The sequence below is a fragment of the Sphingobacterium sp. ML3W genome (assembly GCF_000747525.1).
In the GTDB taxonomy this organism is placed as follows: Bacteria; Bacteroidota; Bacteroidia; order Sphingobacteriales; family Sphingobacteriaceae; genus Sphingobacterium.
In genome coordinates this window covers 1,271,525-1,288,738 of record NZ_CP009278.1, presented here as the reverse complement: position 1 = coordinate 1,288,738, position 17,214 = coordinate 1,271,525, and the positions used below count along the sequence as shown (strand labels likewise).

At 35.5% G+C, this 17,214-nt stretch carries 14 protein-coding genes and 1 tRNA gene; 10 read left to right on the top strand and 5 right to left on the bottom strand.

Annotated features, from left to right (window positions below; all coding sequences use genetic code 11):
• Nucleotides 1-96 precede the first annotated feature (96 nt).
• Complete coding sequence (locus KO02_RS05565) at nucleotides 97-1,488, top strand: arginine decarboxylase (RefSeq protein ID WP_038696556.1); 1,392 nt, start codon at nucleotides 97-99, stop codon at nucleotides 1,486-1,488.
• Between the two features lie 354 nt (nucleotides 1,489-1,842).
• Nucleotides 1,843-3,144, top strand: a complete 1,302-nt coding sequence (locus KO02_RS05560; RefSeq protein ID WP_038696553.1) for a DEAD/DEAH box helicase — start codon at nucleotides 1,843-1,845, stop codon at nucleotides 3,142-3,144.
• A gap of 30 nt (nucleotides 3,145-3,174) precedes the next feature.
• Here KO02_RS05560 and KO02_RS05555 read toward each other — a convergent pair whose 3' ends face one another.
• A complete protein-coding gene (locus KO02_RS05555) occupies nucleotides 3,175-4,134 on the bottom strand; it encodes a GNAT family N-acetyltransferase (protein WP_038696551.1) in 960 nt (319 codons plus the stop codon).
• A 4-nt stretch (nucleotides 4,135-4,138) separates the two neighbouring features.
• Entirely contained in the window at nucleotides 4,139-4,972 is an 834-nt protein-coding gene (locus KO02_RS05550) for a 1-acyl-sn-glycerol-3-phosphate acyltransferase (RefSeq protein WP_038696549.1), read from the bottom strand.
• A 230-nt stretch (nucleotides 4,973-5,202) separates the two neighbouring features.
• Here KO02_RS05550 and KO02_RS05545 point away from each other — a divergent pair, with 230 nt between their 5' ends.
• The 8 genes from KO02_RS05545 to KO02_RS05510 all read left to right on the top strand — a co-directional run bounded on the left by KO02_RS05545 (nucleotide 5,203) and on the right by KO02_RS05510 (nucleotide 14,918).
• Nucleotides 5,203-5,865 carry a CBS domain-containing protein gene (locus tag KO02_RS05545; RefSeq protein ID WP_038696547.1) on the top strand — a complete coding sequence of 221 codons (663 nt, stop codon included), beginning with the start codon at nucleotides 5,203-5,205 and terminating at the stop codon, nucleotides 5,863-5,865.
• Nucleotides 5,866-5,938: 73 nt separating this feature from the next.
• Nucleotides 5,939-6,826 (top strand): NAD kinase, encoded by an 888-nt coding sequence (locus KO02_RS05540; protein WP_038696545.1) that lies wholly within the window; start codon nucleotides 5,939-5,941, stop codon nucleotides 6,824-6,826.
• A 380-nt stretch (nucleotides 6,827-7,206) separates the two neighbouring features.
• On the top strand, nucleotides 7,207-7,944 hold the full coding sequence (locus KO02_RS05535) for an isoprenyl transferase (protein ID WP_038696542.1): 738 nt from the start codon (nucleotides 7,207-7,209) through the stop codon (nucleotides 7,942-7,944).
• Between the two features lie 121 nt (nucleotides 7,945-8,065).
• Nucleotides 8,066-10,633 carry an outer membrane protein assembly factor BamA gene (bamA, locus tag KO02_RS05530; RefSeq protein ID WP_038696540.1) on the top strand — a complete coding sequence of 856 codons (2,568 nt, stop codon included), beginning with the start codon at nucleotides 8,066-8,068 and terminating at the stop codon, nucleotides 10,631-10,633.
• Between the two features lie 77 nt (nucleotides 10,634-10,710).
• The gene (locus KO02_RS05525) at nucleotides 10,711-11,244 is read left to right on the top strand and encodes an OmpH family outer membrane protein (protein ID WP_038696538.1); all 534 of its coding nucleotides are present in this window, start codon (nucleotides 10,711-10,713) and stop codon (nucleotides 11,242-11,244) included.
• 116 nt (nucleotides 11,245-11,360) lie between these two features.
• Nucleotides 11,361-11,921: an OmpH family outer membrane protein gene (locus tag KO02_RS05520; RefSeq protein ID WP_038702170.1), complete on the top strand. Its 561-nt coding sequence runs from the start codon at nucleotides 11,361-11,363 to the stop codon at nucleotides 11,919-11,921.
• Between the two features lie 882 nt (nucleotides 11,922-12,803).
• Nucleotides 12,804-14,102 carry a (Fe-S)-binding protein gene (locus KO02_RS05515; RefSeq protein ID WP_038696536.1) on the top strand — a complete coding sequence of 433 codons (1,299 nt, stop codon included), beginning with the start codon at nucleotides 12,804-12,806 and terminating at the stop codon, nucleotides 14,100-14,102.
• Nucleotides 14,103-14,123: 21 nt separating this feature from the next.
• The gene (locus KO02_RS05510) at nucleotides 14,124-14,918 is read left to right on the top strand and encodes a (Fe-S)-binding protein (RefSeq protein ID WP_038696534.1); all 795 of its coding nucleotides are present in this window, start codon (nucleotides 14,124-14,126) and stop codon (nucleotides 14,916-14,918) included.
• Nucleotides 14,919-14,963: 45 nt separating this feature from the next.
• Here KO02_RS05510 and KO02_RS05505 read toward each other — a convergent pair.
• From KO02_RS05505 to KO02_RS05495, 3 genes are all read right to left on the bottom strand, one after another.
• Nucleotides 14,964-15,047 (bottom strand) — tRNA-Leu (locus tag KO02_RS05505).
• 88 nt (nucleotides 15,048-15,135) lie between these two features.
• The gene (locus KO02_RS05500; RefSeq protein WP_038696532.1) at nucleotides 15,136-16,014 is read right to left on the bottom strand and encodes an exopolyphosphatase; all 879 of its coding nucleotides are present in this window, start codon (nucleotides 16,012-16,014) and stop codon (nucleotides 15,136-15,138) included.
• 159 nt (nucleotides 16,015-16,173) lie between these two features.
• A complete protein-coding gene (locus tag KO02_RS05495; protein ID WP_038696530.1) occupies nucleotides 16,174-17,199 on the bottom strand; it encodes a Gfo/Idh/MocA family oxidoreductase in 1,026 nt (341 codons plus the stop codon).
• Nucleotides 17,200-17,214: the final 15 nt, after the last annotated feature.

Genomic DNA, 17,214 nt, shown 5'->3' with positions numbered 1-17,214 from the left:
AAAATATGCAACTCCCTGAAATAGAAGACAAAAATAATTCACATTCCCTATTCTTGTATTCATATTGAAAGTATATCTTTGCAAAAATAATAAAAAATGCAGAGCTATCAGGAATTTCTTGACCTAAGTGTTGGTTTTCCGCAAGACGGATTCGAAATCATCGACGACGAATTGTATTTCCACGATTTGAATTTAATGGAAATGATAGAAACGTACGGTACGCCGTTACGTTTTACTTACTTGCCAATCGTCAGCAAAAAAATTCAACAAGCGAAAATTTTGTTTCAAACCGCAATTTTGAAACACAACTACAGAGGGTCTTACAAATATTGTTATTGCACCAAATCTTCCCACTTCAAACATATCGTTGAAGAGGCATTGAAGAATGAAATTCACTTAGAAACATCGTCTGCATTCGATATGCCGATGATTGACTCTTTGGAACGTCAGGGTACCGTAACAAAAGACATCACCGTTATATGTAACGGTTTTAAAACCTATCAGTACAAACAATACATCATCGATATGATTCATGATGGGTATACTAACATTATCCCTGTCTTAGATAATAAAGAAGAATTTAATCTTTATGATGATGAAATTGAATTGGAGCAGCCATGTGCTTTAGGTATTCGTATTGCATCGGAAGAACAACCCGACTCTCAATTTTATACATCGAGATTAGGTATTCGTATCGAAGAAGTAATCGAATTCTACAACAACAAGATTGCGAACAACCCTAATTTCAAGGTAAAGTTGTTACACTTCTTTATTAATTCAGGAATATCGGACACGCCATATTACTGGAATGAGTTAGAAAAGTACGTTACATTGTACTGTAAGTTTAAAAAGGTAAATCCAGACTTAGATACATTAGATATCGGAGGAGGCATGCCTTTCAAAGATTCTTTAGTTCACGATTTTGATTATGAGTATATGGTCAATGAAATTGTGAATAGAATCAAACAAATCTGTGCACAACATGAGGTGATGGAACCTGATATTATTACAGAGTTTGGGAAATATACGGTTGCGGAGGCCTCAGGTATCCTATACAAGGTATTAGGTCGTAAATTGCAAAATGATCGTGAAAAATGGTTTATGATCGATGGTTCATTTATTACTAATTTACCAGACGTTTGGGCTTTAAACCAAAAATACATTCTACTTCCAATCAACAATTGGGATTCAGAGTATGAGCGTGTGAACTTAGGTGGTATTACCTGCGACGGGCAAGATTATTATAATCAAGAAGCTCATACCAGTTCTGTATTTATGCCTAAGACGCGAAAATTGCAATATTTAGGATTTTTCCATACAGGCGCATACCAAGATGTATTAAGTGGCTATGGAGGCATACACCATTGTTTATTACCTTCACCAAAACATGTCATCATCCGTCGTAACCGCGATGAAACATTCAATTACGAGGTGTTTGGCGAGGAACAGAATTCGAAACAGGTTATGAAATTATTAGGATATCAATAAATTCATCAATAGATGTTATAGAAAGGGGTTAGAATTATAAATTCTAACCCCTTTCTTGTGAATTATTGACATTAACCGCAACAGATTACTACTTTTATTCTCTGGACTAGTCGAAAAAAATATTTCATCCTAGACAGCCAATTTTAGATGTCATACTTTAATCCTATACGGCAACTATCCGGTTATATAACGTATTTTAAGAATACATATAATTTATAGTGTATAAATGTCTCAATTGAAGATCTGAACAAAGAAAGAGAATCCGCAACTAGAAAAAACTCAATTGTTTCAATAAATTACAAAGCAATCCACAAAATTAAGTTACCTTTGTCACTTACAAATACATAAATAAGATTGCAATTTCAAGATTTAAAACTCATAGCACCAATCCTTAAGGCGTTGGATGCTGTTGGATATACTACTCCCACTCCGATTCAGGAACAAGCGATTCCCATTATTTTTAGAAAAAATGATTTATTAGGTTGCGCTCAGACAGGAACTGGTAAAACAGCAGCTTTTGCTATTCCTATAATTCAAATGTTAAGCTATTCAAAAGTTAAAACTGCGAAAAAGAATATTCGCGCATTAGTTTTAACTCCTACACGTGAATTAGCTATTCAAATTGAAGAAAACTTCAATCAATATTCAAAAGACCTTCCAATTAAAAATCTAGTGATTTTTGGTGGTGTTGGCCAACAACCTCAGCGCGATGCTTTAAAGAAGGGTGTCGATATACTTATTGCAACACCAGGTCGTCTCTTAGATTTATATGGACAGGGATATATTGATTTCAAACATTTAGAATTTTTTGTTCTGGATGAAGCTGACCGTATGTTGGATATGGGATTTATCCATGATGTAAAGAAACTGATTAAAATAATACCTGAAAAAAGGCAAACATTATTTTTCTCAGCTACTATGCCTCCTGAGATTCAAAAGTTATCAAGTCATATCCTAGTTGACCCTATTAAAGTGGAGGTCACGCCAGAATCGAGTACAGCTGAAAAAATTCAACAAGAGGTTTATTACGTTAAGAAAAATGATAAGAAGGATTTATTGATCCACATTTTAAAAGAAAAGAACGTAGGCCATGCATTAGTTTTCTCTAAAACAAAACATGGTGCAGACCGCATCGTTAAAGATCTTGAAAAAAAGAATATTCAAGCTGCTGCAATTCACGGTAACAAATCACAAAGTGCACGTCAAAATGCGCTTAAAAACTTCAAAGATCGTACTTTACGTGTGCTAGTTGCTACAGATATTGCTGCTCGTGGTATTGATATCGACGAATTGGCATTTGTTATCAATTACGATTTACCAAATATCCCTGAGTCATATGTACACCGAATAGGCCGTACAGGTAGAGCAGGTAAAGATGGAAAGGCAATCTCATTCTGTGATGAAGAAGAATATGCATTCCTACTTGATATTCAAAAATCCATACGTATGGAGATTCCTTTGGTCGAACAACATCCATATGCTATGCATATATCAGGGGTAGCACCTAAGAAGGCAGGAGCGAAAAAATCGGGCAAACCGGCATCATCCTCCAGAAATGGTCAAAGCTCGTCTAGTACCAGCGGAAATAGAAGAAGACCTTCTGCTCCAAGATCGGACAGCCGAAATAGAAGCACTTCAAGAAGAAGAGATTCTTAATCCGAAAAGAGATAAAACAAAAAGAGAGGCTTAGCCTCTCTTTGGTTTTTTATTACCATACTCACGATCTCGCTCGAAAGTACTCATATGTCTCTCCTTTTTGACAGGGTATACATCATCAATCGTTATCAAGATACCAGTCTCCTCAACCTCACCAAACTCACCGTTCATGGCTGTACCAAATGACTTCATAGTAGGTGAAAGGTTCATGTAGGTATTGATTAAGGGCGGAATATTCTCCCCTAAGGCACGTACCTTACTGTTTAATAATTTATACGACTCTTTATAGTCCAAACCTTCAAACATACCTTCAAATTTAGAAAAATCATTTTCGCAATTCAAATTAGGTATTGGCACAACTAGATTTTCTTTATCTGGAAAGTGGTATTCCATAAAATAGAGCAGCAAATCACGCGCTTCTTTATTATAATGAGGATACATAGTTACCTTACCAAAAAGATACTTTATATCTGAATTAATCATAACCAAAGCCCCTAGACCATCCCATAAGTTATCCAAAGAGAATATTCCCTTTCTATTATCAATGGCAGGTTGAAATTTTGGCTGAACAAAGGACCTTCCTAACTCAATCGTGTAAGGTAAATAATCACTTTTAAACCGATCAGAAAATTCAAAATAATGTGCTGTTGATAAATTAGGAACACCATTTATCAAAGATGCATCAGCACATTTAATCACACGGTAACCAGCTACAATTTCCTCCTCTTCAGGATTCCAGGCAATTAATTGATCATAACAGTCTGCACAGGTATCATTTTCATCAATATCAATCGATAATCCAGTACCACCACCTGCACCTCTAAAAGTCAATTCTCTTAATCTTCCTATTTCACGCATCACATTTGGTGCATTATGATAGTTGATCAAATATATTTCGTTATTTCCATTGTTGGTATACCGTAAAAAAGCATCCTTACCTAATTCTGCCTTTAATAAGTTTCTATCAACAGGAGCAATAATTTCTTGCATAATTCTATTTTTCTTGAGACATTCCGTAAACCAATCGCTTCACTTCTTCAGCCCATTTTTTTTCGCTTTTAGATTGATCGAAATGTGTATAAGATATTTTTTTGCCAATGACAATCGTCACAGTTTGATTTCGTTGAGAAAACATTTCATCGGGTAGATAAAGCATCTCCAAATTTACCTTTAAGCCAATCTTCTGTCTTAGCTTTGCAAAATTATAAAAAAAGTTAGAGTTTTTACCGTCAATATAGACAGGTACTACATCTTTTTTATATTTCTTCGCCTTATTTATAAAACTTTTCTTCCAATCAAGATCTTCAATTCTTCCACCTTGCTGTTTTCGAGAAACCAAACCGGCCGGAAAGACCAATAAAGCACTATCCGAAGCATAGGCTTGCTCTATAGCCGCAATACCACTTTTCCCTTGTCCACCTAATTTATTAACTGGAATAAATAGCGGTTGGAGATTGCTAACGTTCATCAATATATCGTTCACCAAAAATTTAACATCTTTGCGATGACGACCAATAGCATGCATAAAAGCAATTCCATCTAAACCTCCTAAGGGATGATTGGAAGCAAAAATAACACTTTCATTAACCGGAATATTCTCGACACCTTTTAACTGTACATTGACGCCTAGATCTTCAATCAATGCATCCACAAAATCCAATCCTTTCAAATCTGAAAAACGAGTCATAATATCATTGATGTCATCCTCGTGAATCGTCTTTTCTAAATATTTCAACAAAAAAGAAGGAATCCATTTTGCTAATTTCGGACTCTTGTTCCGAATGACTTCTCTTACTTCAATAAATTTTCGACTTGCGATCTCACTCATAAAATTCCAGTACTATGATTTAACTTACTTACATATATAAAATATAAATCGCACTTTTGTAAAAGTAGATAAAATTTGTGCAATACATTATCAATAATATATAAACTGTGCAAAGTTAAAGTAAAAATTTAATGACCTTTACTGTAATAAAGCTTTTTTAGCACTAAACAGTTTTATTTCTAAACTTTTTAGTAATTTTAAGGTCATTAGTATACAGATAAATAATTCATATGTATATCGCAAACATTCCCCTATCCCAAAACACAACGATTAAGCAAACCGATACCGTCGCTTTTGCCTTAGATCGTATGGAAGATTTTCAATTTCATTTACTACCTGTTGTAGATGGTGATGACTATTTGGGTTATATCGGTCAAAATGATCTACTGAATGCATTGGATGATCAACTTTCTATTGCTACGATACACTTAAAAACCGAACCTATATACGTCAAAGCAAATCAACATCCATATGATGCGATTCGTTTAATGACTGCATACCATCTCGATGCTTTGCCAGTTCTGGACGAAAACAATAAATTTAAAGGAATGTTAACTTCATTAGAACTTGTAAAAACAATTTCAGTACTGCAATCTCTCAATGATATAGGAGCCATTATCGTTTTAGAAATTGGCACTCATGATTTCTCATTATCAAAAATAGCACACCTTATCGAGGCCGAGAATTGTCAGATATTAAATTGTGCTACAAAGGCGGTTCCTGAAAACGATTCATTACAGGTCATCATAAAAGTGAATAAATCAAATATCTCCAGTTTACTTTCCTCTTTTGCCCGTCAAAATTATAAGGTGATTGCTAGTTTCAATACCTTACAAGAATTTGATGATTTAGACGATCGCTATCAACAATTGATGAATTACATCAATATTTAGCATTACGCTACTTTTTTCTCATCTTTGGCAAAATAATGTAATCATTACCCCTAGATAAAAATTACTGTACAATATGAGAGTAGCAATTTATGGTAGAGATTTTAGTCCTTCGGTTATCCCGCACGTAAGCCATTTGATGGAATACTTAAAGGGTAAAAATGCCGAAATTTGGATTTACGACAGCTTTTATAAATTCCTAAAAAAACAATTTGAGTGTCCGGAAACTTTCCCGACCTATACCTCAAACAGAGATCTACCTATTGATACTGATTTTATGCTCAGTCTAGGTGGAGATGGGACAATGTTATCTGCAGTATCATTAATTCACAATTCGGGAATCCCAATCGCTGGAATAAACTTTGGAAGATTGGGTTTTTTAGCTTCAATCAATAAAACAGATTTTGAGACATCCATTGATCAGATTTTCGCAAAAACATATAAAATACAAAAAAGGGCGCTTTTAGCTGTGGAATCTCCGGACAGGGAACTTTTTGGGGGAAACAGTAATTATGCTCTTAACGATATTACAGTTTTTAGATATGATAGCTCGGCAATGATTACCGTGAATGCTTATTTAAATGGCGAGCTATTAAATTCATACTGGGCCGATGGCCTAATCATAGCAACCCCAACCGGATCGACGGCTTACTCCTTAAGCTGTGGTGGTCCCATTATTATGCCGGGTAGTGGTAATTTTGTTATCACCCCTATCTCTCCTCACAATTTAAATGTACGACCTGTCGTTATATCTTCTGAATTTGAATTAGAACTAGAAATTGAGAGCCGCTCTGAAAAATATATATTGAGCTGTGATTCTAAAAATGAAACAGTGGAGAGTAATGTAAAACTAAAAATAACTAAAGCACCATTCTACATTAATTTAATTCGATTAGAAGGAGAAAGTTATTTTGAGACCCTTCGAGAAAAATTACTTTGGGGATTAGATGTGAGGAATTATTGATATTACCATAAATTTCTAATTTGCGATTCATCAAAAAGATTTATATTTACCAAAAAATATTTAGACTAGCTTATTCGTATATGTTTCCCTAGCCAGAAATAGCAGCTAATTTACAGCATATGTGATAGACCAGGTGGATCAATTATTTAACAAACTGTAGACACTGGGGTATAGGTACTCACATCATTATAGCGCTATTATAAGCCGATGTGACATGCGCTCTTCAAAACCATTCTCTGCAGGAATAAGTAAAACAATGGTAATAAAAAGCAAGAGAAATTAATTTAGAACGCATAACTAAACTATACATAATTTAAGATAGTTTTTTAATATAAATGTTTGTACGAATCGTGAGATAGGCAGAAGAAAAGAAATAGAACATGAGCACAATAGATCATATTGACAAAAACAATCTTCCCCAACATATTGCCATCATTATGGACGGTAATGGAAGATGGGCAAAAGAAAAAGGTAAATTACGCATTTTTGGCCATCAGAGTGGTGTTAAGGCAGTAAGAGAAGCTCTAGAAGCCACAATCCAAGTCGGCGTTAAACACCTTACCTTATATGCATTCTCATCTGAAAACTGGAATAGACCTAGATTAGAGGTTATAGCACTCATGGAGTTGCTGGTTTCTTCCTTAAAAAAAGAAGTCAAGACTTTTCAAAAAAATGGCGTTCGCTTGAATGCAATTGGAGATTTATCCAAATTACCAAAAAATTGCCAAGAAAAGCTCCGAGAAACAATGGAATTGACAGCGAACAATACCAAATGTGTTCTTACTTTAGCATTGAGTTATGGTTCTCAGGAAGAAATCGTACAAGCAACAAGAGAAATAGCTGAAAAAGTTGTTAAAGGAGAGTTAAATATCGATGAAATCACCACCGAGGTATTTCAACAAAATCTATATACCGCAAACTTACCAAATCCAGATTTACTCATACGGACAAGTGGTGAATATAGAATCAGTAATTTTCTTTTATGGCAGATTGCTTATGCAGAATTTTGTTTTTTAGATAAGATGTGGCCTGAATTCGAGCAAGAAGACCTATTTAAAGCCATTCTTGATTATCAAAAGAGGGAAAGAAGATTTGGAAAAACTAGCGAACAGATCTAATCTTTATTAGTAACTTTGCTGACTGATTTTAAACCTTCACATTTGCTGGTTCTTAAATTTTTCTTAATTAACAAAAATTAACAACTGATTGATGTACTTTAGCATCAATAAAAATTTATAAATGAAGCGCATACTATTTGTTATATTATTTTTAGCATGTACCCAACCACAATTCGCACAAGCACAAGTGAATGGAACTGCTATTAACCTGAACGACCCCTCCCAAATAAGTTATTTATCCCCTAAAGATTATATCATTGGTGGTGTCACAGTTTCGGGCACGCAGCACCTGGACAACAATGTATTGATTACGATATCAAAACTAGTTGTTGGGCAATATATCCAAGTTCCTAGTGAGGAAACATCAAGTGTAGTAAAAGTGATGATGGCACAAGGTCTTTTTGATGATGTGCAGCTATGGGCTGAAAAAATTGAAGGTGAAACTATTTTTCTTGACATCCGTGTCGTTGAAAGACCTCGTTTAACGCGTATAGACATCAATGGCTTAAGTAAGAGCCAGACTGAAGAAGTACGAAAAAGATTAAACGATAATACTGGAAAAGTAGTAAATGAAAATTTAATCAATACTACTCGTAATACAATTCAACGTTTTTTAAGAGAAAAAGCTTATTTGTATCCAGAAATTAAAATCAGTACATTAAAGGATACCGCACAGGTAAACAATGAGATTTTAGTGGCTGATGTAGATCGTAAAAGCAAAGTTCGCGTTAAAAAAATCACCTTTACTGGAAATAAAGACTTTAGCCAAAAGCAACTTCGTAAAAACTTAAAAGGTGTTAAGCAAAAAGCTTGGTTCCGTATTTTTGGACCTGGTAAATTTAAGGACGAAAAGTACAAGGAAGCAAAGGAAACTTTAGTTTCCAAAATGCACAATAAAGGTTACCGCGATGCTGAAATACTGAAAGACTCTGTCATTAAAGTTGATGACAAAAATGTATTGGTAGACATCGACATTTATGAAGGTCCCCAATATTATGTTGGTAACATCAGATGGACGGGTAATGCGAAATACACCGATACGGTTTTAAATCGTATTTTGGGGATGCGCAAAGGTGATATCTTTAGTGAAGAAAAGCTAACAACGAAATTATTAGGTGGAGGTCGTAACAGTGATGATATTTCTTCATTATATATGAACGATGGTTATCTAACCTTTTCTATTGACCCTGAGCAAACAAGAGTATACAACGACACTATTGACTTAAATTTACGCGTCTATGAAGGTGCACAATTCACCATCAACAACATTATTGTAAAAGGTAATGATGTTACAAATGATCGCGTTGTATTGAGATCCATTCGTACTAAACCTGGTCAAAAATTTTCAAAGGAATTAATTATGACATCTGTTCGTGAGATTGCACAATTGGGTAATTTTGATGAGCAGAAAACAAACCCAGTTCCAGAAAATATTAATCATGCAGATGGAACAGTTGACCTTATATACAATGTCGCTGAAAAACCTTCGGATCAGGTAGAGTTATCAGGTGGTTACGGTGCCGGACAGATTATCGGTACTTTAGGATTAACATTCAATAACTTCTCGACAAGTAACCTTTTTAATAAAAGCTCTTGGAAACCATTGCCACGCGGTGACGGACAAAAACTAAGTATTCGTGGACAAACCTCAGGTAAACGTTACCAGTCGTATAGCTTCTCATTCTCAGAGCCATGGTTAGGTGGTAAAAAACCTATTTACTTTGGATTAAGTGCTTATACATCAAGCTCTTCATATGGAGGTTTCAACATGTACACTGGAGAGCAAATGGTAAAAGATGCCGAGTTAAACCGTATTTGGATGACTGGTATAACCGCAACCTTAGGTAAACGTGTACAATGGCCAGATAATTGGTTCCAAGTAAATACGTCATTATCTTTCCAACGCTATAAATTGCAAAATTATGCCAACTATTTCTTATTTGACAATGGTACAGCATATAATATTAACTTAACACAGGAAATTAGCCGTAATACAATTGATGCGCCGATTTACCCAACCTCAGGATCCAACCTTAAGTTCTCGGTACAGGTTACGCCTCCATATTCGTTATTTAATAACATAAATTATCAAACAGCTGCGGATGAAGTTAGATATAAATGGACAGAGTACCACAAATGGAAATTTGATTCACAATGGTATGCAAAAATTGCTGGTAAGTTAGTCTTCAAAGCACAAGCACAATTTGGTTTCTTAGGTAGCTACTCTAATAAAACTGGCATCTCAACCTTTGAACGATTCAAAGTGGGTGGTGATGGTATGCAAGGATTTGACTTCTTACAGGGTTCTGAAATCATCGCTATGCGTGGATATGCAAACGGCGTTATCATTCCAGAAGGAACACAAAATGTAGGTGTGGCAAGAAGTTCAGGAAGTCCTATCTATACAAAATATCAAATGGAATTGAGACATCCTGTGATGTTGAATGAACAAGCGACTGTCTTTGTATTAGCCTTTGCTGAAGCAGGTAATACTTGGAACAATTTTTCAGAATATAATCCATTTAAAGTTAGACGCTCTGCTGGTGTAGGTGCACGTATTTTCTTACCAATCTTCGGAATGTTAGGAATTGATTACGGTCATGCATTTGATCCAATTCCAGGATTAACAAGCAGCGTTTGGAAACAAAACTTCACATTTAGTATCATGCAAAATATGGGCGGATTTTAATCCGGCTTAAACTTTTTGCTCGAATAAATGTCATATAAAAGGAATTCATATATTAGTGGAAGTATAACAAGAAGAACATGAAAAAAATAGTTTTAGCAATAGCATTTGTTGTAGTTACGGTATCAGCTACTTTTGCACAGAATTTTGCATATGTTAATTCGGAATACATTTTAAAACATATTCCGGAATATACATCAGCTCAAAAACAATTAGATGATCTTTCTCAAAAATGGCAATTAGAAGTTGATCAACAATATGCTGAAATTGAAAAATTATATAAAGCGTATCAAAACGATCAAGTTTTATTAAGCGAAGACATGCGTAGACGCCGTGAGGATGAAATCGTAAAAAAAGAAAAAGATGTTAAAGATTTTCAAAAGCAAAAATTTGGTTTTGAAGGCGAGTTGTTCAAACAGCGTCAGCAATTGGTAGAACCCATTCAACTACGTGTTTCAAAAGCCATTCAGGATTTGGCTAAAGCACAAGGATTGGATATCGTAATGGATAAAGGTCAAGAAACTACTTTCCTTTACGCAAATCCAAAGCTAGATAAAAGTAATGACGTCATTATTAAATTAGGATTAAAACCTAATGCAGCACTTGCAAACTAAATATTAGTTTATTAATATTGCGGTAAGGAATACGAGAATTAATAAGTATTAAATTAGAAACACGAAAATTAGTCTCATAATATTTAAAGGGACGATTTAAGATTAAAATGAAAAGAATGAAAAATTTATTTAAAGGTGCTATTGCATTTGTAGCAGTTTTTTTCGCTACTCAGTTAGCGCATGCACAACAAAAAATTGGGCATCTTAATTTGATGGAAATCATACAATCAACTCCAGAATTCAAAACTGCTGAAGGTCAATTGAAAACTCTAAGCGATGGAAAGACTAAAGAGCTTCAAGACATGTATGCGATGTATCAAACAAAGCAAAAAGAAGCAAATGACAAAGCGCGTAACAGAAGTGAAGCAAATAAAGAAACAGTTGATCTTGAATTACAGAAATTAGGTAATGAATTACGTGATATCGAAACACGTATCAACGAAAACCAACGTGTTGCTCAAGAAGATTTAAACAAAAAAGAAGAAGAATTAATCTCTCCTATCCATAAAAAAGTAACAGATGCTATCACTTTAGTATCTAAAGAAAAAGGTTTTGCTTATGTATTTGATATTTCAAGCACAAACATTCCTTACTTTCAAGGTGGTGATGATTTAACTGCTGATGTTAAAACAAAATTGGGTATCTCATCAACTGCAGCTACTCCTGTAAAAAAATAATTTCATGCATCCCTGAAGTAAAATTTAGGTTTACATAAAAAACAGCAGTCCAAAAGGGCTGCTGTTTTTTTACCTTACCTTACCTTACCTTACCTTACCTTACCTTACCTTACCTTACCTTACCCTTACCTTACCTTACCTTACCTTACCTTACCTTACCTTACCTTACCCTTACCTTACCTTACCTTACCTTACCTTACCTTACCTTACCTTACCTTACCTTACCTTACCTTACCCTTACCCTTACCCTTACCTTACCTTACCTTACCTTACCTTACCTTACCTTACCTTACCTTACCTTACCTTACCTTACCTTACCTTACCTTACCTTACCTTACTTACCTTACCTTACCTTACCTTACCTTACCTTACCTTACCTTACCTTACCTTACCTTACCTTACCTTACCTTACCTTACCTTACCTTACCTTACCTTACCTTACCCTTACCCTTACCTTACCTTACCTTACCCTTACCTTACCTTACCTTACCTTACCTTACCTTACCCTTACCTTACCTTACCTTACCTTACCTTACCTTACCTTACCTTACCTTACCTTACCTTACCTTACCCTTACCTTACCTTACCCTTACCTTACCTTACCTTACCTTACCTTACCTTACCTTACCTTACCTTACCTTACCTTACCTTACCTTACCTTACCTTACCTTACCTTACCTTACCTTACCTTACTTACCTTACCTTACCTTACCTTACCTTACCTTACCTTACCTTACCTTACCTTACCTTACACCTTACCTTACCTTACCTTACCTTACACTTATCCATATATGTCATTTATTTTTAAGAATTATAAATAATATATTATGCATGCATAATATATTATTTATATTATATTTGTGTATACTGTGATAAAAAAATATGATTAACCAACTTATATTTACATTATGCTTTATTGGCGCCATCTTGCTGTTTGCCAAAAATGCCAGACAGCTATATAGAAATATTAATTTAGGCAGAGCGCTTAATAGAAACGATAAACCTGGAGAACGTCTTAAAACTATGCTATTAGTAGCCTTTGGTCAAAAGAAAATGTTCAAAAGAATTACTCCTGCCATTCTACATCTTTTCGTTTACATAGGTTTTTGTATCATCAATATTGAAATGATTGAAATCGTCATAGACGGGATGTTTGGCACCCATCGCTTTTTGTCTTTTCTAGGAGGCTTTTACGATATCCTCATTGCTTCATTTGAATGGCTTGCATTAGGCGTATTAGTAGGCTGTATAATTTTCTTAATCCGTAGAAATGTCATTCACTTAAAGCGCCTGAATAGTGCTGAATTAGCGAACTGGCCTAAAACCGATGCTAACCTTATTTTGATTGTAGAAATCCTATTAATGACAGCTTTTTTATTGATGAATGCGGCAGATCAAAAACTACAGCTCCTAGGAGGATCTCATTATAGCCCAGTAGGCTCCTTTCCAATCAGTCAATATTTAGTATCCATTCTACCTCATGACCCAAGTAGTTTAGTACTAATTGAGCGTACATCTTGGTGGTTCCATATCTTGGGCGTATTGGCATTCTTAAATTATCTGCCCTATTCAAAACACCTTCATATTCTACTGGCATTTCCAAACACATACTTCTCGAACCTGAAACCAAAGGGTGAATTGACGAATATGGAAAACGTAACAAATGAGGTGAAGGCAATGTTGGACCCTAGTTTTACCCCTCCCCTTTCAGAGCAACCGCTACGATTTGGAGCAAAAGACGTCCAAGACTTAACCTGGAAAAACCTATTAGACGCCTATACATGTACCGAATGTGGACGGTGTACATCATCCTGTCCTGCCAACATTACAGGAAAACTATTATCACCGAGAAAAATCATGATGGATACACGCGATCGTCTTGAGGAAGTGGGAAAGAATATAAAGGCTAATGGAACATTTGTAGACGACGGAAAATCTTTACTAGATACATATATAACACGTGAAGAACTATGGGCCTGTACAAGCTGTAATGCTTGCGTAGAGCAATGCCCAGTGAACATAAATCCTTTAGAAATTATTGTTGAGCTGCGAAGATATACTGTTATGGAAGAATCTCAAGCGCCAGCGAGCATCAATACCATGTTTGGGAATATCGAAAATAATGGTGCTCCATGGAAATATTCGCAAATGGATCGTGCAAACTGGACTTCTCAACAATAACCCTTTTACAGAACTATAATGATGGAAAAAGAATTACACGTACCGACCATGGCAGAATTGACGGCCAAAGGTGAAACCGCAGATATTCTATTTTGGGTAGGTTGCGCCGGAAGTTTTGATGAACGCGCTCAAAAAATAACAAGGGATATTTGTCGTATCCTACAACATGTCGGATTGAAATATGCCATTTTAGGTACAGAGGAAAGTTGCACGGGTGATCCTGCAAAACGTGCTGGTAATGAATTTTTATTCCAAATGCAAGCCATGATGAACATTCAAGTATTGGATGGCTATGAAGTAAAAAAAATAGTAACAGCATGTCCGCATTGTTTCAATACTCTTAAAAACGAGTATCCGGCACTTGGAGGCAATTACGAACTTATACATCATACCCAACTGATTCAAACTCTCATTGATGAGGGAAAATTAAAACCTGCAGATGGACATGATTTTCAGGGTAAAAAAATCACCTATCACGACCCTTGCTATTTAGGTCGTGCAAACGAAGTCTATGAAGCTCCAAGGAAAGTACTGGAAAGCTTAGATGCCCAATTAATCGAATTAAAGAGATGTAAGAGCAATGGCCTTTGTTGTGGCGCTGGTGGTGGACAAATGTTCAAGGAGCCAGAGAAGGGTACAAAAGATATTAATATAGAACGCATAGAAGAGGTAATCGATAGTCAAGCTACTGTAGTTGCTTCCGCTTGCCCATTTTGCATGACCATGTTAAAAGATGGTGTTAAAATTAAAGACAAGGAAAAAGAAATCGAAGTACTGGATATCGCAGAAATAACGGTAAGAGCCAATCAAATATAAAAAAGGTCTGGAAATATCCAGACCTTTTTTATCATCAACGTGATGTACCCAGGAGCAGATTCGAACTGCCACACCCATACAGGCGCCACCCCCTCAAGGTGGTGCGTCTACCAATTTCGCCACCTGGGCCTATTTTTAAAATGGTATCGCAAATTTAAACGTTTTTTTAAATTCTACAAGCTTTTTCTGCTTAGATATTCATTTTTATTTATCGGTACTATTTTAGCAGGTTCTTTTTGATCAATGTATGGATCACACCATCAACTAAACCGACACGAGGTACCATAATTTGCTTCAGATGCCCATATTTCATAATGGTCATAAAAATCTCCGTTGCAGGAATAATGACATCAGCACGATCCTCATTCAGCCCCAATAAAGTGATTCGTTCTTTTAATGAATACGATGTCAAATAGTGATAAAGAGCCTTTAGCTTAGCATAAGAAATTGGCTTATCAGCCTTTTCATTTGCTAAACGTGAGAGCTTGTTAATATTTCCACCAGTACCAATGCCATATACCTGCTTATACATTTTCGTATTATGGGATACCCATTCCTTTAAATCATCCCAAGTCTCTTGTTCATCCTTATTGTCTAAAATACGAATTGTACCTAGGTTAAAGGATTTTGAATTCACCAATTTAGCATTTGCAAACAAAGACAACTCTGTACTTCCTCCACCAACATCGATATACAAATAAACCTTATCCATATCCATCTTTGCTTCCAAATGGCTATTGTAAATAATCTCAGCTTCTTTAGTTCCATCGATAATAGCGATATCAATGCCAATTTCACTTACTTTTTTAACAACTTCTGGTCCATTGGTCACATCGCGCATTGCAGATGTCGCACATGCCATGTAATCTTCGACATTGTACACATCCATCAATTCACGGAATGCACGCATTGTCTTTACTAGATTATCCGCTTTCTTAGGCGATAATTTTTGATGAATAAAAGCATCGTCCCCAAGACGTAGTGGAACTCTTAATAGTGTATTCTTTTTAAAAGAAAAACCTTCTTTTTCTTGAATAATATCAGCAATTAAAAGTCTAACCGCATTTGAGCCGATATCGATGGCAGCATATCTCACATTAAAGCATTTAAAGTAAATAAAAATGATTTTGGTTTATCTTTTGCGAACACGTCCATTAGCGCTCACAAAAAGACTTCCTTAATTGTTTCGAAATTATAAATAATAAATGAAGTCGAGATGATGTTAATGTTAAATTATTATGAACACGATAATAATTTAACACAAAGACGGTTGTTGCAATATTTCCAATTGCCAATAAATCTGTTCTTCAGTTACAAAATAAGCCTTATTATTCCTAATCTGCTCATATACTGCATCAAACAACAGCATATAATCACCTTTAATCGATTTTACGCTTTCTGATACCATATTGCCTTGGTCCAAATAAGTTAATAAACCCTCTTCATGCTGATTTTCTTCCCCATAATGATCCTCAATCGGATTAATGCCGGCAAGCAGTTGATTTTCTTGAACATCCGTACGGCCTTTTACAAAAGTGCCTTCAGTACCATGTAATAAAAAACTATATTGAGATTCTAAAACCAACATACTAACAGTAATGAACACCGTAAGTCCTTTATCAAAAGTCAATAATAGCGTTGCAAAATCATCCACTTCAGAATCTTTGCGATGGATGGATGTCCGTTTTATGGCAGATATTGGTTTACCAAATAAAGATATTACCTGATCCAATAGATGAGAGCCCAAATCAAATAAAATACCAGCTCCAGGGCGCTTAGTCTCTTTAAAAACCTTCTGCCCAATCTCAGCTCTAAAGCGATCAAATCGCAAGTGGACCTCAACAGGCTCTCCTACCTTTCCAGAGTGTAGAACAGAGGCTAAGGCATTGAAATCCGAATCAAATCTTCTATTGTGATAGGGCAATACAAACTTACCCACCTTTCTTCCTAAATCGAACAGCTCTTTCGCCTCAGAAACAGTAGGAGCAAAAGGTTTTTCAATCAGCACATGCTTTCCAGCTAACAAAGCCTGCTTAGCAAAGGAAACATGTGTATCATTAGGTGTATTGATGATCACTAGCTCTATTGCTTCGTCTGCCAGTAATTGTTCGACACTATCATAACTGATAATCGAAGGATAGTCCAATTGGGCTTTTTTAGTAGATCGTTCAACCACAGCTCGTAAATCAAACCGATCATTATTGGCTATAAATGGCGTATGGAATACCCTTCCGGACATTCCATACGACAAAACACCTGTAACTATTTTATTTACAGTCATTAAAGTATTTTTTAT